This window comes from Aquirufa sp., assembly GCF_044342065.1.
In the GTDB taxonomy this organism is placed as follows: domain Bacteria; phylum Bacteroidota; class Bacteroidia; order Cytophagales; family Spirosomataceae; genus Aquirufa.
The window spans coordinates 45,751-67,073 of record NZ_JBIIQN010000012.1 but is presented as its reverse complement, the minus strand read 5'-3'; the positions used below and the strand labels follow the sequence as shown (position 1 = coordinate 67,073).

20 protein-coding genes and 1 tRNA gene are annotated in these 21,323 nt (G+C 39.5%); 11 read left to right on the top strand and 10 right to left on the bottom strand.

The features are described 5' to 3' along the window. Positions 1-22: 22 nt before the first annotated feature. The 5 genes from ACIQZ2_RS06405 to ACIQZ2_RS06385 are packed head-to-tail and all read right to left on the bottom strand — an operon-like array spanning position 23 to position 3,801. Entirely contained in the window at positions 23-1,192 is a 1,170-nt protein-coding gene (locus tag ACIQZ2_RS06405; RefSeq protein WP_395768019.1) for a chromate transporter, read from the bottom strand. 1 nt (position 1,193) lies between these two features. After that, the gene (locus ACIQZ2_RS06400; protein ID WP_395768018.1) at positions 1,194-2,162 is read right to left on the bottom strand and encodes an isopenicillin N synthase family dioxygenase; all 969 of its coding nucleotides are present in this window, start codon (positions 2,160-2,162) and stop codon (positions 1,194-1,196) included. Positions 2,163-2,166: 4 nt separating this feature from the next. Beyond that, positions 2,167-2,838: a superoxide dismutase gene (locus tag ACIQZ2_RS06395; RefSeq protein WP_395768017.1), complete on the bottom strand. Its 672-nt coding sequence runs from the start codon at positions 2,836-2,838 to the stop codon at positions 2,167-2,169. A 15-nt stretch (positions 2,839-2,853) separates the two neighbouring features. Next, positions 2,854-3,462, bottom strand: a complete 609-nt coding sequence (recR, locus tag ACIQZ2_RS06390; RefSeq protein ID WP_395768016.1) for a recombination mediator RecR — start codon at positions 3,460-3,462, stop codon at positions 2,854-2,856. A gap of 3 nt (positions 3,463-3,465) precedes the next feature. Beyond that, positions 3,466-3,801: an ATP-dependent Clp protease adaptor ClpS gene (locus ACIQZ2_RS06385; protein ID WP_395768015.1), complete on the bottom strand. Its 336-nt coding sequence runs from the start codon at positions 3,799-3,801 to the stop codon at positions 3,466-3,468. Between the two features lie 57 nt (positions 3,802-3,858). On the opposite strand from ACIQZ2_RS06385, the gene ACIQZ2_RS06380 reads away from it, so the two are divergent. Continuing rightward, on the top strand, positions 3,859-5,301 hold the full coding sequence (locus ACIQZ2_RS06380) for a sodium:solute symporter (RefSeq protein ID WP_395768014.1): 1,443 nt from the start codon (positions 3,859-3,861) through the stop codon (positions 5,299-5,301). Here the strand turns inward: ACIQZ2_RS06380 and ACIQZ2_RS06375 are convergent. Next, positions 5,291-6,655, bottom strand: coding sequence for an alginate export family protein (locus ACIQZ2_RS06375; RefSeq protein ID WP_395768013.1), 1,365 nt, complete (start codon positions 6,653-6,655; stop codon positions 5,291-5,293). The two genes, ACIQZ2_RS06380 and ACIQZ2_RS06375, sit on opposite strands and share 11 nt — an antisense overlap. Positions 6,656-6,821: 166 nt before the next feature. On the opposite strand from ACIQZ2_RS06375, the gene ACIQZ2_RS06370 reads away from it, so the two are divergent. From ACIQZ2_RS06370 to ACIQZ2_RS06355, 4 genes are all read left to right on the top strand, one after another. Continuing rightward, the gene (locus ACIQZ2_RS06370) at positions 6,822-7,952 is read left to right on the top strand and encodes a lycopene cyclase family protein (protein ID WP_395768012.1); all 1,131 of its coding nucleotides are present in this window, start codon (positions 6,822-6,824) and stop codon (positions 7,950-7,952) included. Next, the gene (locus ACIQZ2_RS06365; RefSeq protein ID WP_395768011.1) at positions 7,949-8,812 is read left to right on the top strand and encodes a Brp/Blh family beta-carotene 15,15'-dioxygenase; all 864 of its coding nucleotides are present in this window, start codon (positions 7,949-7,951) and stop codon (positions 8,810-8,812) included. The genes ACIQZ2_RS06370 and ACIQZ2_RS06365 overlap by 4 nt, the downstream gene beginning before the upstream one ends. Before the next feature lie 146 nt (positions 8,813-8,958). Beyond that, positions 8,959-9,681: a bacteriorhodopsin-like gene (locus tag ACIQZ2_RS06360; protein ID WP_395768010.1), complete on the top strand. Its 723-nt coding sequence runs from the start codon at positions 8,959-8,961 to the stop codon at positions 9,679-9,681. Positions 9,682-9,951: 270 nt separating this feature from the next. Then, positions 9,952-11,718 carry a VCBS repeat-containing protein gene (locus ACIQZ2_RS06355; protein ID WP_395768009.1) on the top strand — a complete coding sequence of 589 codons (1,767 nt, stop codon included), beginning with the start codon at positions 9,952-9,954 and terminating at the stop codon, positions 11,716-11,718. Positions 11,719-11,826: 108 nt separating this feature from the next. Here ACIQZ2_RS06355 and ACIQZ2_RS06350 read toward each other — a convergent pair. Further along, positions 11,827-11,898 (bottom strand) — tRNA-Glu (locus ACIQZ2_RS06350). A gap of 128 nt (positions 11,899-12,026) precedes the next feature. On the opposite strand from ACIQZ2_RS06350, the gene glgB reads away from it, so the two are divergent. Then, complete coding sequence (gene glgB / locus ACIQZ2_RS06345; protein WP_395768008.1) at positions 12,027-13,925, top strand: 1,4-alpha-glucan branching protein GlgB; 1,899 nt, start codon at positions 12,027-12,029, stop codon at positions 13,923-13,925. A gap of 180 nt (positions 13,926-14,105) precedes the next feature. Here the strand turns inward: glgB and ACIQZ2_RS06340 are convergent, their stop codons facing one another. Further along, the gene (locus ACIQZ2_RS06340) at positions 14,106-14,513 is read right to left on the bottom strand and encodes a DUF2721 domain-containing protein (protein WP_395768007.1); all 408 of its coding nucleotides are present in this window, start codon (positions 14,511-14,513) and stop codon (positions 14,106-14,108) included. Position 14,514: 1 nt separating this feature from the next. Beyond that, the gene (gene pyrF, locus ACIQZ2_RS06335) at positions 14,515-15,342 is read right to left on the bottom strand and encodes an orotidine-5'-phosphate decarboxylase (protein WP_395768006.1); all 828 of its coding nucleotides are present in this window, start codon (positions 15,340-15,342) and stop codon (positions 14,515-14,517) included. 102 nt (positions 15,343-15,444) lie between these two features. Between pyrF and rfbC the strand changes: the two genes are divergently transcribed. From rfbC to ACIQZ2_RS06320, 3 genes are read left to right on the top strand one after another with little or no spacing between them, the layout of a single operon-like run. After that, positions 15,445-15,987: a dTDP-4-dehydrorhamnose 3,5-epimerase gene (gene rfbC, locus ACIQZ2_RS06330; protein WP_395768005.1), complete on the top strand. Its 543-nt coding sequence runs from the start codon at positions 15,445-15,447 to the stop codon at positions 15,985-15,987. 19 nt (positions 15,988-16,006) lie between these two features. After that, positions 16,007-16,543 (top strand): bifunctional pyr operon transcriptional regulator/uracil phosphoribosyltransferase PyrR, encoded by a 537-nt coding sequence (gene pyrR / locus ACIQZ2_RS06325; RefSeq protein WP_395768004.1) that lies wholly within the window; start codon positions 16,007-16,009, stop codon positions 16,541-16,543. A gap of 4 nt (positions 16,544-16,547) precedes the next feature. Beyond that, complete coding sequence (locus ACIQZ2_RS06320; RefSeq protein ID WP_395768003.1) at positions 16,548-17,465, top strand: aspartate carbamoyltransferase catalytic subunit; 918 nt, start codon at positions 16,548-16,550, stop codon at positions 17,463-17,465. Here the strand turns inward: ACIQZ2_RS06320 and ACIQZ2_RS06315 are convergent. Continuing rightward, positions 17,445-18,458, bottom strand: a complete 1,014-nt coding sequence (locus tag ACIQZ2_RS06315; protein ID WP_395768002.1) for a glycosyltransferase family 9 protein — start codon at positions 18,456-18,458, stop codon at positions 17,445-17,447. The two genes, ACIQZ2_RS06320 and ACIQZ2_RS06315, sit on opposite strands and share 21 nt — an antisense overlap. Before the next feature lie 65 nt (positions 18,459-18,523). Here ACIQZ2_RS06315 and ACIQZ2_RS06310 point away from each other — a divergent pair, with 65 nt between their 5' ends. Together ACIQZ2_RS06310 and hemW are read left to right on the top strand one after the other, a co-directional pair. Continuing rightward, positions 18,524-19,753 (top strand): M16 family metallopeptidase, encoded by a 1,230-nt coding sequence (locus ACIQZ2_RS06310; protein ID WP_395768001.1) that lies wholly within the window; start codon positions 18,524-18,526, stop codon positions 19,751-19,753. Between the two features lie 4 nt (positions 19,754-19,757). After that, positions 19,758-20,882 (top strand): radical SAM family heme chaperone HemW, encoded by a 1,125-nt coding sequence (gene hemW, locus ACIQZ2_RS06305; RefSeq protein ID WP_395768022.1) that lies wholly within the window; start codon positions 19,758-19,760, stop codon positions 20,880-20,882. Positions 20,883-21,323 lie beyond the last annotated feature (441 nt).

The window sequence follows — 21,323 nt, the reverse complement described above, 5'->3', positions numbered from 1 at the left end:
TGGCCAGTATTTATTAAATCTTTTACGCTAAAATAAATCCTGCTACCAACGCTAAGATAAATACCGCAATCGCAGGAACTTTTTCTGTCTGAGCCAGAAGAAAAGAAGCCATGACAACGGCGATGGAAACCCCATCGCCGTTGACGATTAAAGGTGACATAAAAGCGTATACCGCCACGATTGTTAGGCCAACAGACGATGCTTGAATACCTGCTAATGAAGCTCTTATAAAGCGATATTGCTTCAATTGACCCCAGATTCGGTAAACGAAAAATATCAGAAAGGTTCCGGGCAAAAATACGCCTAATGCACCTATTGCGCTCCCGGCTAACTCGCCTAAAAATCCATAATCCTGCATCAACAATACACCAAGATAGGACGTCAAAGCAAAAACGGGTCCAGGAAGTGATTGTGACAAGGCCATACCCGTTAAGAAATCATCCGATCGAATCAAGCCTTTAAACTCAACAAACTCCGTATATAAAACTGGAGCTAACACTTGACCACCCCCGAAAACAATGCTCCCATTCCGATAAAAATTCTCCAACAACCTTATGGGAAAATAATCCGTCAAATGTCCGATTATAGCCAAACCGAGCAACATCCCCCAATATAAATTAAAATTAGCCCACGGAATTACCATTTTATGTTTATTCTGACGAGGGAATTCCTTGAAGTTTAATGATGATATACTCCCACCCAAAACCAACACCAAAGGAAAGATGTATGGGCTTGTAAAAGCAATCCCCAAGGCCAACGTCAATAAAAATATAAACACATACATGGGACTTCGAATGACCTTCTTGGCCATGGTCCAGCCAGCATATAAAATTAATCCGATACCAACGGGAAGAACAAATTGTAAGATGGATCGATTACGCAAATAAGTCATTCCAAAAGCCGCCGCAGTCATAATAAAAACGGCAGGCGTAATCCAAACTAGTAAGGTTAAATAAGCTAAACCTGCACCCCCACGTTTTAATCCAATGGCCGTAATCATCTGGGTTGAGGTAGGACCAGGCAAAACGGAACAAAGCGCCTGAATTTCAAATAATTCATCCTCTGTCAAATAAGCCTTTTGATGCACCAAACGCTTTAAAAAAAGGGCCCAGTGTACCTGTGGCCCTCCAAAAGACGTTGCAGCCAAGATAAATACATCCCATAAAAAATTTAGATGCTTCGGCTGTTTCAACTTATTTTTTCTTTAATCCCAATTCGATTAAACGCTCATTCAAAAATTCCCCTGCTGTCATGTTCGTATATAATTTCGGATAAGCCTCAGAAACACAAGAAGGCAAACATGTTAAATCCATTTCAGAACGCGGATGCATAAAAAATGGAATTGAATAACGAGATGTTCCCATTTTTTCACGTGGCGGATTAACCACGCGATGAATGGTTGATTTGAGTTTGTGATTAGTTAATCGATCCAACATGTCACCCACATTAACTACCACTTGATCAGGTAATGCCGTTATAGGAATCCATTGTCCATCCATACGTAAAACTTCCAAACCTTCAGCAGAAGCTCCCATTAACAAGGTAATCAAGTTGATATCCCCATGCGCGGCAGCACGAACGGCACCCTCCGGTAAGCTGTCCGGATCTGCAATCGGGAAATAGTGTATAGCCCGTAAAATGGAATTTCCATTCTTTACACGTGATTCAAAATAATCTTCAGGTAATTCCAAATATAACGCAATAGCAGCTAGCAAGGCTTTTCCTGCGTCTTCCAACGTTTGAAAAGCTTTCACCGTATTCATCCCAAAATCAGGATATTCCGAAGGAAAAACATTAGCAGGATACTCATCCCAGACAGAATCCCCATCTGCCTTGTGTGGCTGGCCAACATGATAAAACTCTTTTAAATCAGGTACTTTGAACCCTTTGGCAGTTTCTTTCCCCTTCCCTACATAGCCCCGCTGACCGGCTATACCCGGTATTTCATAGGCTTGTTTTAATTCATCGGGCGATTGAAAGAATGTTTCAACCCCATGATACAAGGCTTTGGTAAATTCATCCGATAATCCGTGACCCTTAATTGCTACAAAACCTATGGTATTGAACGCAGCACCCAACTCTTGCACAAATTTGTGTTTACGAACAGGGTCTCCCGACTGAAATTCAGCTAAATCTAGAGAGGGAATTTCATTTAGTAACATATGTTTATTTTAAAAATTGTTGGGACACAAAATCCCAGTTTACGACATTCCAAAATGCATTGATATAATCTGCACGTTTGTTCTGATATTTTAAATAATAGGCATGCTCCCATACATCCAAAGCTAGAATAGGCTTACCCTTCACCTCGGCCACATCCATTAATGGATTATCTTGATTCGGTGTGGACGAAATCACCAATTTGCCCTCTTTAACAAGTAGCCAAGCCCATCCAGAGCCAAAACGCGACGTTGCCGCCTTTCCAAATTCCACTTTTAAATTTTCTAAAGAGCCAAAATCTTTTTGAATCTGTGCTAACAAAGCTGCACTTGGCTGCTTAGCTGTTGCTGGAGCTAACAATTGCCAGAAAAAGCTGTGGTTCCAATGTCCTCCTCCGTTATTTCGAACAGCGACAGGCTGAGAAGAGACCGTAGCTAATAGTTCTTCCAAAGATTTAGTCGTGCTAGGTAAAGCCTTATTCAAATTATCCACGTAGGCTTTGTGATGGCGATCATGATGAATTTCCATCGTTAATTTATCAAAATGCGGCTCCAAGGCATCAAAGGTATAAGGCAAGGCAGGCAAGGTAAATGGAGCGTTTTCCATCACCGGACGAGAACGAAAACCAGACAAAAGTGCCCCCGCTCCTACTAATTGTAAAAATGTTGTACGTTTCATAATGTATCGATTTTACTATTCGTAAATCACCCGACCTACGATACTCCTACCTAAGGTAATCTCATCAGTATACTCTAAATCCCCTCCTATGGGAATACCGCGCGCAATGGTGGATATTTTTATCGAATATTCTGCCAATTTCTTCGTCAAATAAAAAGCTGTGGTATCTCCCTCCATCGTTGGGCTTAAACCCAAGATTACCTCATTAAACTCCCCCGTAGCAATTCGTTGGACCAACGAATCAATATGCAAATCACTTGGGGAAACGCCAGCCAAAGGTGAAATAATTCCACCCAGAACATGATACAAACCGGTATATTGTCCCGTATTCTCTATCGCCATCACATCCCGCAAATCTTCTACGACACATAAAATCTTTTCATCACGCTTATTACTCGCACAAATACCGCATAAATCACCATCAGAAATCATATGGCATTGGGGGCAGAATTTCGTCTCCGTACGCAATTGAACAAGGGCATGAGCCAACTGCAATGATTGTGTTTCCGGACGTTTTAATAAATGCAAAGCTAAACGCAAGGCAGATTTCTTCCCTATACCAGGCAACTTAGAAATTTCTTCCACAGCTTGTTCGATAATCCGAGAAGGGTACGTGTGCATCATAGGTTAAATATCAACAGATTCAATCTCAGCCGAAATTCCGCGGCGGCAAATTTCATTGCGCATGCTCACTAAATCTTCGTAAACACCGGATTTGACACCGCATTTGCCTCGAAAATGAATCAGCAATGTACATTGTTCTGCCTGCTCAGCGGTATGTTCACAAACCTCAATTAAGGTAATAATCACATATTCAAAGGAATTAACTTCATCATTGTAGACCACTAGTTGATGGCCAAATGACGTTTCTTCTTCTAATAAAACTTCAACTTCAGTCTGTTCTTTTGTTTGTTCTGCAAAAGAAAAAACGCTCATCAAACCAATATCTTGGGAGAAATACATATTTTTGAAGGATTTAATTCACCTCATACAAATCTAATAAAAATCCGTTAAACCTCTATGTCTGTACAACTAGCCGGTGGAATTCTAGCCATCTATTTTGGCCTACTACTTGTCATCTCTTACATTACTTCTCGAGGAGCGGATACGAACGATTTTTTTACCGCTAATCGCCAGTCCCCTTGGTGGTTGGTAGCCTTTGGGATGATCGGAACATCGATTTCAGGCCTAACCTTTATTTCCGTTCCTGGCGCAGTGGGGAAAACGTATTTTACCTATTACCAAGTCATTTTAGGGCATTCTTTAGGCTATTTAACCATCGCCTTGGTATTAATGCCGCTCTATTACCGGCTAAACCTGATATCGATTTACGGCTATTTAGAGAAACGCTTTGGATTTTGGGCCTACAAAACTGGTTCCGCATTCTTCCTACTCTCCCGGACCATAGGGTCAGCAGCCCGCTTGTATTTAGCGGTTAATGTACTTCAAATCGCCATATTCGAGCCCATTGGTGTTCCATTCTTTCTTACGGTTTTTATTTCCATAGCGTTAATTTGGCTATATACCCATCGTGGGGGTGTAAAAACCATTATTTGGACAGATACCTTACAAACCTTGTTTTTATTGGTTGCGCTATTCATTACGATTGTTTTGGTAGGCCAACAAATGAACATGGGCATTGGCGACATGATACAAACGATTCAAAAAAGTGAATATTCCCACATGTTTGAATGGGATTGGAAGCATCCACATTTCTTTGGAAAAGACTTTTTAGCTGGCGTATTTATAGCGATTGTAATGACGGGGTTGGATCAAGATTTGATGCAAAAGAATTTAACTTGTAAATCCATAGGTGAAGCGCAGAAAAACATGTTTTGGTTTTACTGGGTATTATTGTTCATCAACCTCTTATTCCTCGCCTTAGGCGCTTTATTGTACATATATGCTCAAGCGAATCAAATTGCTATTCCGGCCAAGACGGATGAATTATACCCATTGTTAGCGTTGGGAGGTAATTTTGGCACCTTAGCAGCCGTTACCTTCTTGTTGGGAATTATTGCAGCTTCATATGCCAGTTCTGATTCTGCCTTAACGGCACTTACAACCTCTTTTTGTATCGACTTCCTACGTATTGAGAAATTTCAAGAAGTTAAAAGAAATAAAATTAAACACTGGGTTCATATAGGATTCTCCGTGTTGTTTTTTATCGTGATAGGTTTGTTCCACATTTTCAATAACCAAGAGCTCATTGGGGCCGTATTTAACTTGGCAGGTTATACCTATGGGCCATTATTGGGTTTATTTGCTTTTGGATTGTTTACCAATACCGCCATTAAAGATCGCTATGTTCCTTTGGTTTGTGTGGCCTCTCCTATTATCACCTTTATTTTGGAAACTCAATCACAGGCCCTTTTTGGCGGTTTTGGATTTGCCAAATTGATTCTCAATGGCTCAATTTGCTACCTCTTATTGTGGAGTATTCGAGTGAAAGCTAAAATTTAATCGCATTTCGAATGGCGAAATAAATGACATTGTCACCCGCACCTGTTTCCTTTAAATAAGTACCGGCTTTGCAATAACCAAGCTCTGCTTGAAAAAAGTAGTGCTTCGTAGGCACATAATTGACATCTATCGCATAAATATCACACAATTTCAAGGCATCAGATGTCATTTTTGCAGGATCATAAGGACGTAACTGAGACATATTGGGGGTATATACCCCATCGTATGCACTTGTTCGCTGAACAAAGGAAGCACGTGCGGTTGCAATCCATTTCGTCCCATTTTGATACCTGAGGTACGGACTTAGATTCAAGGTGTTGGAAATATTCAAGGCAACAGTCTGACCAAAAGGTGGACGCGCAAATAAGGTATTGAAGGTATTCAATTGTCCGTCACGCGTCGACTGGTCTCCGGGCACAAAATTGCCACTAAATCCGATGTAACGATGCGGCTTTACAGCCAAATTGAAATCCCATACGGCCATCATGGCTTGAATACGCAAGGAATTAAAACTGCCAGATTGACGAGATAGCTCAACATCATAATTTATACGTTGCAGATTCGAATAAATGTGCATTCCCATTGTATGTCTTTTTTCAGCACCTAAGTTTGAATAATACTGGCGCGATGGTGATTCGAAAAAATAATAATAGACATCAGCATTTACTTTTTTAAAAATCCGATCATATTTGAAGTGTAAGCCAGCTAATTTTTCACTGGACATTTCATCATCCAATGCTCCAACATTCAACCTTACAGGCTGCGTGTAAAATACATTTGATTTCAGTCGTTTGCTTTGATGAATCAAATGAGCCCCAACAAAACTCTGGCGATTATTCGGGCCCTCGCGGGCAGCAATGAAACGCTCTTGACCGAAAAGCAATTCTTGTCGGCCTATACGTAGTATTAGTTTATCCGCCAACTTCAAATCGGCGAACCATTGATGAAAACTGAAGGTATTTTGATCCACTTGGTTGGTGATTGGATTTGGATTCCAATAGCGAACCGTATTATTAATCTGCGCAAAAACACGGAATTTTGAGCTAACCTGAAAATCACCATGAATTAATAGTCGGTGTAGCCACTGATGCGGATTTCCTGTCACATATGACCCAGGAATTTGACCAAAATTCACGTTGGTATAATTCTGATAATGTTCTCTTATTTCACCACCAATACTAAGGGAAGCATGTCCAAGTAAGGGAAGGTATTTTAATTCTTCATCCCATGATTTCGAAGAAGTATCTGATTTTAAATAGGAAAAATCATCATCATATCGTAGGCGTGCAATGTGCTGTCCAGATAACTTTGTACACATCAATACAAACAATAAAGGATTAAGAAATTTTCTCAAAAATTATACTAATTCATAAATAGAAATTAAAGATACCAAGTAATGATAGAAAACAAAAAGAGTCTTTCCGGATAAGAAGGCCTTAGAATGGATACAAATGCGATAAATTCGGAAACATTTGTAAGAAACTATAGTTAACTTACCATAATTTATAAAAATTCTCCTATTGAAAGGTACACGTATTTATGACTTAGCTATTGTTGGTGCCGGTGCTGCGGGTTTACAACTTCTGTATGAGTATTTTCAACTAGCTGAAAACATAGATAAACAAGTATTACTCATAGATTCCGGAGATCGTACTAAAAAAAGTTGGTGTTTCTGGGCCGAAAAAGGCCATGAATCCTTTCCTTTTCTTATCGAAAAGTCTTGGTCACAAATTACCTATTGTTCAACGCAGGGCAGGAAGCAGACGCAGGAAATTAATCCTCAGCAATACCATTACATACCCTCTGAACATTTTTTCAATTACTTTTTTGATCAATACATTCCGGCGCACTCGCAAATAACGGTGGAATTTGGCTGGGTAAAGAACCTAACTGAAACAAGTGAAAATGTTGACATTGAATTAATTAATGGAAAATCTTTTGTTGCCGAACGCGTAGCAAATTCAATAATTGAAAAATCAATAAACTTAGGTGAACCCATCTTATCCCAGCATTTTTGGGGAAAATTCATCGAATTTGATAGCGATGTCCTAAACAGTGAGTCGGTTACCATTATGGATTTTAGCCAAAAGCAGCTCAATCCAGAATATGCTTTATTCCACTATATTTTACCGTTCACCTCTAGAAAAGCACTGATTGAAACAACGGTATTCAGCACTCAGGCATACAATGAACCTGAGTATGAAAAGATGTGGAATGTTTATATGGAGGAGAATTTCGCTGGCTTATCCTATCAAATCATTGATATTGAGCGTGGTACAATTCCAATGAAACAAATTAAACCGTCCTCGGCAAGGGGGCGAGTAATTCCTATTGGGACATCGGCAGGAAACGTAAAACCCTCCACGGGATATGCCTTTACGCGCATGCACCGAGATGCCATTGAGCTAGTGAACAAACAAAAAAAGACTAAGAAAGCGCGTTATTCCTTTTATGATTCCATACTACTCAATATGATTCAAAAAGAGAATCAGGTTATCCCCAAGGTTATGGATAGATTATTTAGTAAAATGAAGTTTGCCAATATTCTGCGCTTTTTAGACGAAAAAACGAATATTGGAGAGGAATTAAAATTGTTTTCCCAACTACAAATACCCTTATTTCTTAAGCATTTATTGACAAGAAATCGATGAGTCAACTTACCCGCTATTCCGGTATTGCTTTAAGTTTAGCTTATTTATTGCTCATAAGTTTCTGGAAAACCATGCCAATTCAAGTGGAATGGGGATTTTGCATTTTCTTGCTTGCTCTTCTGGGAATTCCCCATGGGGCAGCGGATCATTTAGTATCCAAGTGTTTGGCCGAACGAGAGAATAAGTCGTTTAAGCTAGTTAATTTCATGGGGTATTATGTAATGGTGATGTTGATTTATGGCATCATTTGGTATTATTTTCCTTTATTTTCATTTATTGTTTTCATCGGAATATCCATTTTTCATTTTGGCGATTTGGAAACAACACAAACGCCTACATCCAAGTTGTTTGGCATTCATTACCTCATAGAGATTTGTAGAGCCCTGATTTTAGGGACAGGCATATTAGGCTATATTCTATCCAACCATGCACAAGAGGTTTCGAGTATCTTAGTAAATTTCAAGCTGGGAGTACAGATTCCATTCAATGGTCTTCCAAACAGGTTTTACCTTATTTGCATACTCCTGGGCTATCAAAAAGAACATCAATCTTTCTTTATCAACACAGGGATTACATTATTTATAGGTAGCTATTTACCTATCTTGCCTGCCTTCATATGCTACTTTGCAGGGTGTCATTCGGTTTATAGTTTACGCGTGTTAACGTCATCATTACAGGTATCATTGGGCCAACTTTATTTAAAGCTATTACCGTTTACTACGCTAGCTATAGTCATGGGCACCGCTTATGTAATTTTGGTTAGTCCGGATAAATGGCTGGCACACACTTTCATTTTTTTATCAATTTTGACTTTACCACACTTTTTTTTAATGCATCAAATCATCCCAAAAAGGCCATAAATAAAAATTTTGCACATTTTTTATTTTTTTTTTAATTTTTTTTACCCAACTTAAAACAATTATTTGATTTTCAGAGTTTTAATAAAAATTGCCTAGATAAAACAGTTCATTATCCAATTTCTTTATCACTTTAAACATTTTCTATTATGGAAACATTAAACATTTTACTGAACGGTACATTAGCTGCCGGAGATTACATTGGATTTACCTTCTTTACAGGGTATATGTCAATGCTTGCTGCTTCTATTTTCTTTATCGTAGAAAGAGGAACAGTTAATGACAAGTGGAAAACATCTTTATTGATTTCCGCATTGATTACCTTTATTGCCGCAGTACATTATTTCTACATGCGCGGTGTGTGGTTAGACACAGGTCAATCACCAACTCAATTCCGTTACATTGACTGGACATTAACTGTACCTTTAATGTGTATTGAGTATTTCTTAATCTTAAAGCCAGCTGGTGCAAAAACAGGCATGCTTTCTCGCTTGATCTTCGGATCTGTAGTGATGTTAGTTGCAGGTTACATCGGTGAGGCAGTAGTTCCTGAGCAAAACGTAATGTGGGGTATCATCTCAACATTAGGTTGGGCTGTGATCATTTACGAAATCTACGCAGGTGAGGCATCTAAATTAGCTGCTGCTTCTGATAACGAGCACGTAAAGTCAGGCTACAAAGTAATGCGTTGGTTCACATTAGTAGGTTGGGCTATCTATCCAATCGGCTACATGATGTTACCAGGTAACTTGTTAAGCGGAATGGCTGGAAACATTGACTTAGCTTACAACATTGCGGATGCAATCAACAAAATCGGTTTCGGTTTAGTTGTATACAGCATTGCAAAAGGAGCTTCAGCAGCGAAGGCATAATATTTATTATCCCAAGAACTGTTAAAAAGAAAGGCCAGTCATGGCCTTTCTTTTTTTTGTTTAAATCTCATAAATTACACAGATGTTTTTTCAGTATAGAGCGATTTTTAAATTCTCTAAACTTATATTCACCTAAGCATCAATACCTTTTCATTTAAAATAATTAGTCGATAGAATTAAAAAATTCAAGAAATAGGTTATTTTAAGTTTTATATTTTTTTGAATCATGACAATCTTAATGGATTAATTTGGACTAATACTACCCTATTCATGATAACGCGAATCTCTTTTCTTGTACTTATAACGATCGTATGCTCTTGTAACAAGGAGGTTCTCCAACAAAAGCTCACCGTAGATTGGTCTCCCACGAATGGAGGGACAGTCACACCGCCAACAAACGCATTTGAAAAAGGCTCTGTCGTAACAATGGTTGCCACTCCTTCAGGAGAATATACATTCAAACAATGGAGTGGTAGTTTGACAGGAACAAATAATCCTTCGCCTATCACAATGGATACCGATAAACAGGTAACAGCTGTGTTTGAAAAACGCCAGTACCCTTTGGCCCTAACAATCGAAGGAAATGGAACCGTGAAAGAAGAGATTCTTGCTGTGGCAACTCAATCACAGTATCCTTCCGGAACTACCGTTAGGTTAACTCCACAACCAGCAGAGAAATATGAATTTGGAGGTTGGTCAGGTGATTTAACAAGCTCAGCCAATCCATTGGATTTAAAGATAGAGAAAGCTACCAATCTAAAGGCTTTATTTCAAAAAATAAAGTTTCCTGGATATAAAGTAGATCCGAATGCGAAGCAATTAGGAACTGAATATTGGGAAAATACGCCCGTATTGAGTGATTTAATCGTAGCTGTTTATCAAAAAAACTACGAATATTTCGATTCCTTTAGAGCATATACCGTTTTTTCTACTGCAATTTGTAATGGCGATTTTAATAACGATGGATACATTGATGTATTTAATGCTGGCACTGCATACAATGGCAAAAAAGCTAATTTGTCATTTTTAATTTGGAATTCGCAATCATTAGAATTTGAAGAAAAGAATCTCTTAAATAGTAAAACTGATTTCATAGGTGCACCCTATAAAGTTACTCCGGTATATTTAAATGGCGACAATTATGTTGATTTAGTAATACACGGGCACGCGGATGAAGGAAGGGAAAATACAAATGAACCCGTTACGTTAGGATTAAGTGATGGTAAAGGTGGATATGATTTGGTTAAATTGGAATTAGAACCCAAGGAATTATCAAATATGTTTACCCATGAGAGCGGTGATGTTGCGGATATAAACAGCGACGGTAAACCTGATTTATTTGTTGTTGCAAATTCGCATTCTTATATTTTCTGGGGTACAGCCTCTTATCCCTATTTTACCAATATTAATTATGCACACTTCGTTTGGGATACTAAAAATTATACCTCCGACAATTCATTTGGCGAAAGTGTTTCAATATTAAATAGCTCTTTCAGTTGTCGAATATTGGATTTAAATAAAGACGGATTGAAAGATTTATTTGTCGCCGGACAGTCTGAAAATACAATTCTATTTAACAAAGGGAAAGGTAGGTTTACATCAAATGATTTTAAAAAAATTCCTTTTAAATCACCCAATGGAATTAATGTATTTGATTATATCGTAGATGATTTAAACAGCGATGGATTAAATGATATTATTATGTTGAATGCAGAATCATATAAAAAATGGAATATAGAAATATACCTTCAAAAAAATGATGGGTCTTTTGCCATTGATAATAATGCCATCGAATATACAATTAACTTAGATAGACCAAATTGGAAAAATAAACTAATCTATTATGATTTCGATGGCGATGGGAAAAAAGATATAACCTATTCCGATGCCGGCATAAACGCATATACCAATAAAGCCATCATCAATGATATTAAAATAAAAAGTGTTTTCATTCGATCTAATAACAAATTCATAGAAAAAGATTTCTATCAATTCGACCCATATGCGCAGCAATTAAAAGAAAAATACTATAAATGATATACTGCCCGAAGCGAAAAAAAAGGCTAGTTAGATTAAGATCTCGAAAACAAAGTAACGGTAAAAACAAAAAAACCACTCGCCTGAGTGGTTTTTTGCCTACCGAAGTAGTCCGTACGGGAATCGAACCCGTGTTTCATCCGTGAAAGGGACGTGTCCTAACCCCTAGACGAACGGACCATTATTTATTTTGGTGGCACAAAGGTAGGATTTTCCGTTTTAAATCCAAACTACCCCCTCAAAAAAAAGCGTAATTTTTTCTAATTAATTTTAGCTATTTTAGCCTTATCATTGAAACTGAACCCCTTATGTCAATTGTAAAACCCTATTCCAAATTGTCCGATTTTGATGTGGCACTATTCTTAAATGGCAAACACACACGGCTTTATGAAAAATTAGGGGCCTTCGAAATTGAACATGAAGGGGAAATGGGAACCTTTTTTGCCGTATGGGCTCCAAACGCCGAAGCCGTACACGTCATCGGGAATTTCAATTTTTGGGATAAATTTTCGCATCCCTTATTGAAACGTTGGGATGCTTCCGGAATCTGGGAAGGATTCATTCCTGGCATACGCAATGGCGAAACCTATAAATACGGAATTCAAGCCAAATCAGGCGAATATTTAGAGAAATTAGACCCCATGGGATTGTTTTGCGAGGTTCCTCCCAAAACTGCCAGCATCGTTTGGTCCACCTACAAAGAATGGAACGACGCCCCCTGGATGGAAAATCGTAAAGCGAAGAATGCCCTAGATGCGCCCATGTCGGTTTATGAGGTCCATTTAGGTTCTTGGCAAAAGACCCTCGATGATCAATACCTGACCTACGACGACTTTGCAGACAAATTGGTTTCCTATGTCAAGGAAATGAATTTTACCCACGTAGAATTCATGCCCGTCATGGAACATCCCTATGCACCATCTTGGGGCTATCAAATTACCGGCTATTTTGCTCCATCCTCCCGTTTTGGGGATCCACAAGGCTTCATGCGCCTCGTTGAACGTTTCCACCAAGAAGGAATCGGGGTTCTTCTAGACTGGGTTCCCTCCCACTTTCCCGGTGATGCACACGGCCTTAAAGATTTTGATGGAACGCCTATTTATGAACATCCGGATCCAAGAAAGGGCTATCACCCCGACTGGAAATCCTATATCTTCGATTACGGTAGAACGGAAGTTCGTAGCTTTCTTCTTTCCAATGCCGCATTCTGGCTTGAACGCTACCACGTCGATGGTTTGCGCGTGGATGCCGTAGCTTCTATGTTGTATTTGGATTATTCTCGTAACGATGGTGAATGGGTACCCAATGAATTTGGTGGAAACCATAACCTCGATACGATATCTTTCTTACAGGACCTCAACGTACACATCTATGGCGAATTCCCAGATATTCAAATCATTGCAGAAGAATCTACCTCATTCAATGGCGTAACCAAACCGGTATTTATGGGTGGCCTAGGTTTCGGTCAAAAATGGATGATGGGCTGGATGAACGATACCCTTCGTTTCTTCCAAAAAGATCCAATTCACCGCCAACATCACCTCAATGAGCTAACTTTCTCGTTGATCTATGCATTCACTGAAAACTTCTGCCTCCCGCTTTCACATGACGAGGTCGTATACGGCAAGCAATCTTTGTTGAACAAAATGCCTGGAGATGAATGGCAACAGTTTGCTAACCTCCGACTATTATTTTCTGAACAATTCACGCACCCAGGAACGAAACTAATCTTCCAAGGTGGTGAATTTGGCCAGCGCGAAGAATGGAATCACAGTATAAGTTTAGACTGGCACCTAACTGAATATGCCCCTCATAAAGGGATTCAGGAAACCATGAAGGCTTTAAATAAACTGTATCGCGAAGAACCTGCACTCCACATTAAACAATTCTCACACGAGACCTTTGAGTGGATTGAGTCCAATGACCAAAGTAATTCAGTCATCAGTTTCTTGCGCAAAGGTGAAACGAATAAAGATCAATTAATTGTGATTCTCAACTTAACACCTGCTCCACGTGAAGATTACCGCATCGGCGTTCCGCTTCCCGGAGTTTGGAAAGTGGTGTTCAACTCAGATAAAGGTCTATTTGGTGGATCCGACTACCCTACCAAGGGTGCCGCGATGACCGAAGAATACGGTTGGCATGGCAAAGCATTCTCCATCGCCCTGAACCTTCCTCCCCTTTCTTGCCTCATCTTGAAAGCCTAAAAACATACAGGCAGAAACAATAAAGACTCAGAAAAATTCCGAGCCTTTATTCAATCCGCCTAAGTAGTATTTGTATAATCAAGCTTTGGTAAGCCCTTTTAAATCAATATTGTACACAAAAATACTACTATATTTCAATTTTTGAAATAATAGCAAGGAAAATTTATACTATTCGAATAATTAATGTTTCTTGGCCAAGATATCTTCCATGTCGGAAAGCTCCACTTCAAGCGCTTTTGTAGAAATCGTAATTTCCCAAGCGCTGAGCATAAGCGCCACACACATGCCCACTAAGGCAGTCCCAAAGAACCAATGTGAAACAAGCTGCATTTCCAAAAAGATAAAAAACATGCAAATTACACTGAGAATTAGGCTCAAAACCGCAATTATCTGCATATTTTGAATCAACTTCATGCGTAAACGCAGGTTTTCTATTTGCTTTAAAATGGATTCATCCGGATTTTGCTGAAACTTCTCATGTAGCCCACGAATCAATGATGCCATCGACATGAATCGATTCGTAAATGCAATCATCAACAATGAAACTGTTGAGAACAATAATGCGGGTGTACCTATGCCTAATTCCATCTTATTTGATATAATATTCGTCTAAATACGTAGCCATTTCCTCTTGAATCTTACGAGCCTCACGCTTCGCATCCATGGCAGGATTATCCCCGGCATAAATGATTCCACGTGAAGAATTAACGAGTAAACCAACACGCGAGTTCATCGCATATTTAGCTACGTCCGCTAAACTTCCTCCTTGTGCTCCTACGCCTGGAACTAAAAAGAAATTATCCGGCGCTATTTCACGCACCTTTTGCAAGAAATCAGAACGAGTAGCCCCAATAACAAACATTATTTCCTCTGGAGATCCCCAAGTCTGTGCCAAACGCATAACACGTTCATACATGGGGATGTAATCTTCCGACTTCGTCATTTGGAAATCATGACTACCTGGATTGGAAGTTAAAGCTAATAAAATCACCCATTTGTCTTCAAAACGCAGAAATGGCTCTACCGAATCATGGCCCATATAAGGGGCCACAGTTACCGAATCAAAATTCAAGCCCGCACATGTTGGATCAAAAAAAGTCTGAGCATACATAAATGCGGTATTACCGATATCCCCTCTTTTCGCATCAGCTATGGTAAAAATATCCTTGGGGATATATTCCATCGTCTTTTGCAAACTTTCCCAGCCCTTTGGTCCAAATGCCTCATAAAAGGCAATGTTGGGCTTATAAGCCACGGCATAATCAGCTGTCGCATCGATCACCGCTTTGTTAAATGCAAAAACCGGATCAGCTTCTTTTTTAAATGCCGAAGGGATTAAGTTAGGATCGGTATCCAAGCCCACACATAAAAATGAGCGCTTATTTTCTATCTGCTTAACTAATTCAGTTGAATTCATGGGGATTTAGGAAAAGGCATTGTATTAATGCCTAAATATCGATAATTTTGGCACAAATTAAGGCCTTTCCTAGGCAAAATCAAACAAAGGAATTTAAATTCTATGCAATTTATCCAGCACGATCTACCCGGAGTTATTGAATATATACCAACAAAATTTCACGATGACCGCGGTCATTTTTACGAATCCTACAATCAAACGCGTTTTGCTGCCAATGGAATCACGGAGAATTTTGTTCAAGACAATTATTCATATTCTACAGCGGGTGTTATTCGTGGTCTGCATTTCCAAAAAGAACCCCATGGGCAAGGTAAACTTGTTCGTTGCATGACAGGTAAAGCGATGGATGTAATCGTGGATTTACGTAAGAGCTCCGCTACCTTTGGTCGATATGGAACTTACATCCTAGACGCAGAAATAGGCAATATGCTATATGTACCCGTTGGATTCGCACATGGTTTTGTAGCATTAACTGATACCATTTTTGTCTATAAGTGTACGGATTTCTGGAATAAAGAAGCTGAATCAGGGATTCGCTGGAATGACCCAACGTTGAACATACCATGGGGCGTAGTAAACCCCATCGTATCTGATAAAGACCAAGTTTTGCCCCTATTTGACCTAAACGAAACAATATTTAAGTAATTTTTGTACCTTTGCCACAATGACTCGCAAGCTGATTTTATCAAGCCCATTACTGGAGATAACCATATCGAGGTTATGCCAAGAGCTCATTGAAAATCAAATCAAAGATACAGAAACGGTTATTTTGGGTCTTCAACCCCGTGGAATCTACTTCGCAGAACGCATTGCTGCGGAATTAGGAAAACAATTAAATACCGCTTTCCCTGTTGGCCGTTTAGACGCCACTTTCTTCCGCGACGATTACCGCCGAAGAGATACGATTGCCCCTAATTCTACTGATATTTCCTTTTTGATTGAGAATAAACGCGTCATTTTAGTCGATGACGTGTTAGCTACTGGCCGGATGGTACGTGCCGCTTTAGATGCGATGAACTCCTTTGGCCGACCAGCCAAAGTTGAACTTTGCGTCTTAATTGACCGTATATATAACCGAGATCTTCCTATCAATGCTGATTACGTAGGCAAAAGCGTGAACACGCTTCCTACCGAAAAGGTACTCGTCGAATGGAAAGAACAAGGACACGAAGCAGATAAAATTTGGTTAATCACCCAATAAAAATATGTTGAAATCGCCACACTTATTAGGAATCAAAGATTTAGATGAAGAATCTATTCACCTAATCGTTAAAACGGCCAAAGAATTTAAAGAAGTTCTCAACCGACCGATTAAAAAAGTTCCTTCTCTGCGTGATGTTACCATTGCCAATGTATTTTTCGAAAACTCTACCCGCACCCGTTTATCATTTGAGCTAGCAGAAAAGCGCTTATCGGCTGATACCATAAACTTTTCGGCATCAGGCAGTTCCGTTAAAAAAGGAGAAACACTGCTCGATACGGTAAACAACATCCTGGCGATGAAAGTGGACATGATTGTTATGCGCCATGCCAGTCCGGGAGCACCGCATTATTTAGCGAAGCACATCAAAGCGAATATCATCAATGCTGGTGATGGAACGCATGAACATCCCACTCAAGCTTTATTAGACACTTATTCCTTACAGGAAAAATTGGGGGATTTGACAGGTAAAAACATCGCAATCATTGGAGATATTTTGCATTCAAGGGTAGCGCTATCCAATATTTATGCCCTGAAAAAACAAGGAGCGAATGTTCGACTATGTGGACCGAGCACCTTGATTCCAAAACATATTCAATCCTTGGGCGTGGAAGTTTCACATGACGTAAAAAGTACCCTGCAATGGTGTGATGCTGCGAACGTGTTGCGGATACAGTTGGAGCGCCAACAAATCAAATACTTCCCAAGCCTTCGGGAATATTCGCAATTCTTTGGAATCACGCGTCAAATGCTGGAAGAATTACCAAAAGAAATTGTATTGATGCACCCTGGCCCGATAAACCGCGGTGTGGAATTAAGTTCCGATGCGGCAGATTCTCCCCATTCCATCATCTTGGATCAAGTAGAAAATGGTGTCGCAGTTCGTATGGCCGTTCTTTACCTACTTGCTTCGCGCGGCTAATAAATCTTCGTATTGTTGGAGTAATTGATTCCCGGTGATTTGATTTCCACAGGCATAATGTCCTAATGGACACGATTTTTTTCCATGGTCTCCACAAGGCCGACAGTCTAAATCTCCTACCTCTACGATTCGATTCCACGAAGCCAAAGGCCCAAAGCCAAAGGCCGGCATTGTCGAGCAAAAAACGGCCACTGTGGGCGTATCTACGGCTGAACAGATGTGCAAAGGTCCAGAATCATTGACGTAAGACATCAAGCTGTGTTGGTAGATACGTATCGCATCCACCAAATTATGCTTACCAGCCTCATTGATTATCGTATTTTCTGGACAGGCTTTTTCGATTTCTTCCGCCAAATGAACTTCATTCGGTGCTCCCATCAACACAAGCATTTGATTTTTAGGCAATAGCCTTATAAAATCAATCCAAACACGGACAGGCGTACGCTTGGTTTCCCATACGGATCCAGGGGAAATACAGATGTAGCTTTTCGCCTTTAAGCCACCTGGCAATTCTTTAGCTACTGGAGACAAAAAAGGTTTATAGACCTTGGAACCTAACCAAGACGACAACAAGCCTGTATTTCGTTCCGTTTCATGTTTCCCTGTTCCCCATTCATGTGGCACTCGTTCTGTAAAGAACCATGATAAAGGGTTTTTATCAAAGCCAATAACCTTTTTAGCACCAATGGACAAACTCAATAAACCCATACCAAAGAATCGCTGTGCAACAAAAACTTGATCAAAGGACTCTGCTCTCAAATCCTTTTGCAGGGACTGCCAAGAGGACCATTTATCTTTTTTGTCATAGGTCCAAACCTTTGCCAAATTAACGTGGGGATATGCCTGAAATACAGTTTCGTTACCCTTCCGAACGAGTAAATGAATAGTTGTTTGAGGTGATTCAATGCGAATTTTTTCCAACAAAGAACTTATCAAGATCGCGTCTCCAAGAAATGCGGTTTGAATAATGAGAACTTTGTTTGGAGAGGACATGAAGAATTATGCGTGATTCGATATAAAATTAGTTAATTTTGAAATCTTTTGCGCTACGATTATTTATGAATTCAATTCAGTTAACAACTTTGAACAATGGGATAACGATTGTTCACCGACAAGTACAGCATACCGAAATTTCACATTTGGGTATTATGTTGGACATCGGAAGTCGGGACGAGTTGGACAATGAACAAGGATTAGCACACTTTTGGGAGCATTTGGCCTTTAAAGGCACCCAAAAGAAGAATAACATGCAGATTATCAATCGCCTTGAGGTCATCGGCGGTGAATTGAATGCCTATACCACAAAGGAGAAAATCTGTTTTCATGCTTCAGTGCTTAGCCCCTATTTTGAGCGTGCACTGGAGTTAATCACAGATATTACCTTTCACTCCATCTTTCCTGTGAAGGAACTTGAAAAAGAACGCAGTGTGATTTTGGAAGAAATGTCCATGTATTACGAGGCACCGGAAGATGCCATACAAGACGATTTTGATGAGCTATTGTTCCCTAATCATGCCTTAGGCGTCAATATATTGGGAACCCAAGAAACGGTCAATTCCTTCAAGCAATCTGATTTAAATGCCTTTATCGCACGTAATTTGGATACGAGTAGAATTGTCATTTCCTCCATAGGCAAACATTCCCACGACAAAGTATTCAAGTGGGCTGAGAAGCATTTAGGACATATTCCTGCACAAAGAAATCAGGTGAAACGCATTTTACCACCGAGCATGCTGCCGATGGAAAGAATAACCAAAAGGGGATTAAATCAATCGCATGTGGCTTTAGGCCGACAATCCTATGCCATTAAGCACCCAGATCGTTTGGCATTTTTTATGTTGATCAATTTATTAGGAGGCCCATCGATGAACTCTTTGTTGAACGTGTCCATCCGTGAAAAAAGAGGTTTAGCTTATTCCATTGAGGCGAATTTTACCTCCTATGTAGATTCCGGTTTTTGGGCAATATATTTCGGAACCGAATCCCACCAAGTGAATAAATCGATCAAGTTAATTCACAAGGAATTCGAAAAATTGCAAAATCGGACCTTAAGTCCAGCGCAATTGCTCAAGATAAAATCACAACTAAAAGGCCAAATGGCAATGGCTGAGGAAAGTAATTTGAATTTCATGTTGATGATGGCCAAAAGTCTATTAGATCGTGAAAAAATCGAAACCCTGGAAGAAATATTTGAGCAAATCGACCTTGTATCCTCTGAACAACTACAACGTTTAGCTGTAGAAATGTTACAATCTGATCAATTGAGCTACTTGATTTTTGAACCATAATTCTGTGCACCTTTACCTGCATATCCCCTTCTGTCATCAAGCCTGTCACTATTGTGATTTCCATTTCTCAACGCGCATGGCGGGGAAAACAGAATTAGTAAATGCATTAATCAAGGAAATTGAACTCCAAAAAGATTATCTGAGTAACCGTGAGTTAACAACGATTTATTTCGGCGGCGGAACACCTTCAACCCTAAGTCCTGCTGAACTAACTGCCATTTTCGAGGCAATACATCAGCACTTTGCTATTTTACCAACAGCAGAAATTACCTTAGAAGCGAATCCAGAGGATTTAACGCCGAGTTATCTGATGCAATTGAAGCAATTAGGGGTAAACAGATTAAGCATTGGAATCCAATCTTTTCACGCGGCAAATTTGACATTTATGAATCGGAATCATGATGTTATTCAAGCTCGTAAATGTATTCAGGATGCGCAGGCAATTGGATTAAACAACATCAGCATTGATTTGATTTATGGAATCCCATCGAATAATATTGAGATGTTGGAGGAAGACCTTGCAGCTGCGGTCGCAACAGGCGTCCAACATATTTCGGCCTATAGTTTGACCATTGAACCCAAAACGGTTTTTGGCCATCAATTGAAAAAGGGCGAATTAAAAGAAACACCAGAAGAAGGTATGTCGGCCTGTTTCGAATTCACCCATCATTATTTAGAAAATCAGGGCTTTACAGCCTATGAGACATCTAATTTCGCTAAGCTTGGTTTTGAATCCCAGCATAATTCAAGTTATTGGAAACAAGAATCGTATCTGGGGATTGGGCCTGCGGCACATAGCTTTAATCAAAAGACGCGGCAATGGAATGTATCCAATAATGCAACCTATGTGAAGCAGATTGCTCAAGGTATTATCCCAGCAGAAGTTGAGGAATTAAGCCCTGAAAATCAAATCAATGAGTACATCATGACGCAATTACGCACGCATTGGGGAGTTGATTTAACCTATTTAAGCGAGCGGTTTGCTGCAATTGGGGTACCATTTCCTGAAAATGAAATTTCTTCTTGGGTTTCAGTTGGCCATGCAATTATCCAAAATAATCGGCTCATTCTCGTGGGAAAAGGCAAGTTAATTGCAGATGGCTTATCGGCGGAAATTTTTGTTTTATAAGATTTGGCCTCTTGGGCAACCTTGCAGGATTGACCAAGTTTGATAGTAATTCCCTAGATGGATTTTCTAAACGCTAGAAACAGATACGAAGTACCCCTTTTTGCTAAAAAACGATTATGAGAATCAATGCAAAAACGATTAAAATCCCCTTGTAGATTGCGAATTATTTTAAGGAACTATTTTTCCAAAAAAACGAGGTGAAAACATTATTCAAACAGTTAAAGTAAGCCTGAATTATGCATTGCAAAAATAGATAAAGCAAAAGATTGATTTTGATTTTGTCAACTCGAAAATGTGCCAATTTAAGACATTATAGCCATATTTTACCTCAAAATAAACACCTGGGTTAGGAAAATTGACACTAAAATTTAGGTTATATTACCACAATTTGATTGGCCCTAAAAATAAAAAATTAGCTTTGCATCCATAAGCTAAATGACC

Bases quoted from the DNA above. Each gene is read 5' to 3' on its own strand.
- ACIQZ2_RS06400 (WP_395768018.1), bottom strand. From the start codon at position 2,162: ATGTTACTAAATGAAATTCCCTCTCTAGATTTAGCTGAATTTCAGTCG.
- ACIQZ2_RS06395 (WP_395768017.1), bottom strand. From the start codon at position 2,838: ATGAAACGTACAACATTTTTACAATTAGTAGGAGCGGGGGCACTTTTG.
- recR (WP_395768016.1), bottom strand. From the start codon at position 3,462: ATGATGCACACGTACCCTTCTCGGATTATCGAACAAGCTGTGGAAGAA.
- ACIQZ2_RS06385 (WP_395768015.1), bottom strand. From the start codon at position 3,801: ATGTATTTCTCCCAAGATATTGGTTTGATGAGCGTTTTTTCTTTTGCA.
- ACIQZ2_RS06380 (WP_395768014.1), top strand. From the start codon at position 3,859: ATGTCTGTACAACTAGCCGGTGGAATTCTAGCCATCTATTTTGGCCTA.
- ACIQZ2_RS06365 (WP_395768011.1), top strand. From the start codon at position 7,949: ATGAGTCAACTTACCCGCTATTCCGGTATTGCTTTAAGTTTAGCTTAT.
- ACIQZ2_RS06360 (WP_395768010.1), top strand. From the start codon at position 8,959: ATGGAAACATTAAACATTTTACTGAACGGTACATTAGCTGCCGGAGAT.
- ACIQZ2_RS06355 (WP_395768009.1), top strand. From the start codon at position 9,952: ATGATAACGCGAATCTCTTTTCTTGTACTTATAACGATCGTATGCTCT.
- glgB (WP_395768008.1), top strand. From the start codon at position 12,027: ATGTCAATTGTAAAACCCTATTCCAAATTGTCCGATTTTGATGTGGCA.
- ACIQZ2_RS06340 (WP_395768007.1), bottom strand. From the start codon at position 14,513: ATGGAATTAGGCATAGGTACACCCGCATTATTGTTCTCAACAGTTTCA.
- pyrF (WP_395768006.1), bottom strand. From the start codon at position 15,342: ATGAATTCAACTGAATTAGTTAAGCAGATAGAAAATAAGCGCTCATTT.
- rfbC (WP_395768005.1), top strand. From the start codon at position 15,445: ATGCAATTTATCCAGCACGATCTACCCGGAGTTATTGAATATATACCA.
- pyrR (WP_395768004.1), top strand. From the start codon at position 16,007: ATGACTCGCAAGCTGATTTTATCAAGCCCATTACTGGAGATAACCATA.
- ACIQZ2_RS06320 (WP_395768003.1), top strand. From the start codon at position 16,548: ATGTTGAAATCGCCACACTTATTAGGAATCAAAGATTTAGATGAAGAA.
- ACIQZ2_RS06315 (WP_395768002.1), bottom strand. From the start codon at position 18,458: ATGTCCTCTCCAAACAAAGTTCTCATTATTCAAACCGCATTTCTTGGA.
- ACIQZ2_RS06310 (WP_395768001.1), top strand. From the start codon at position 18,524: ATGAATTCAATTCAGTTAACAACTTTGAACAATGGGATAACGATTGTT.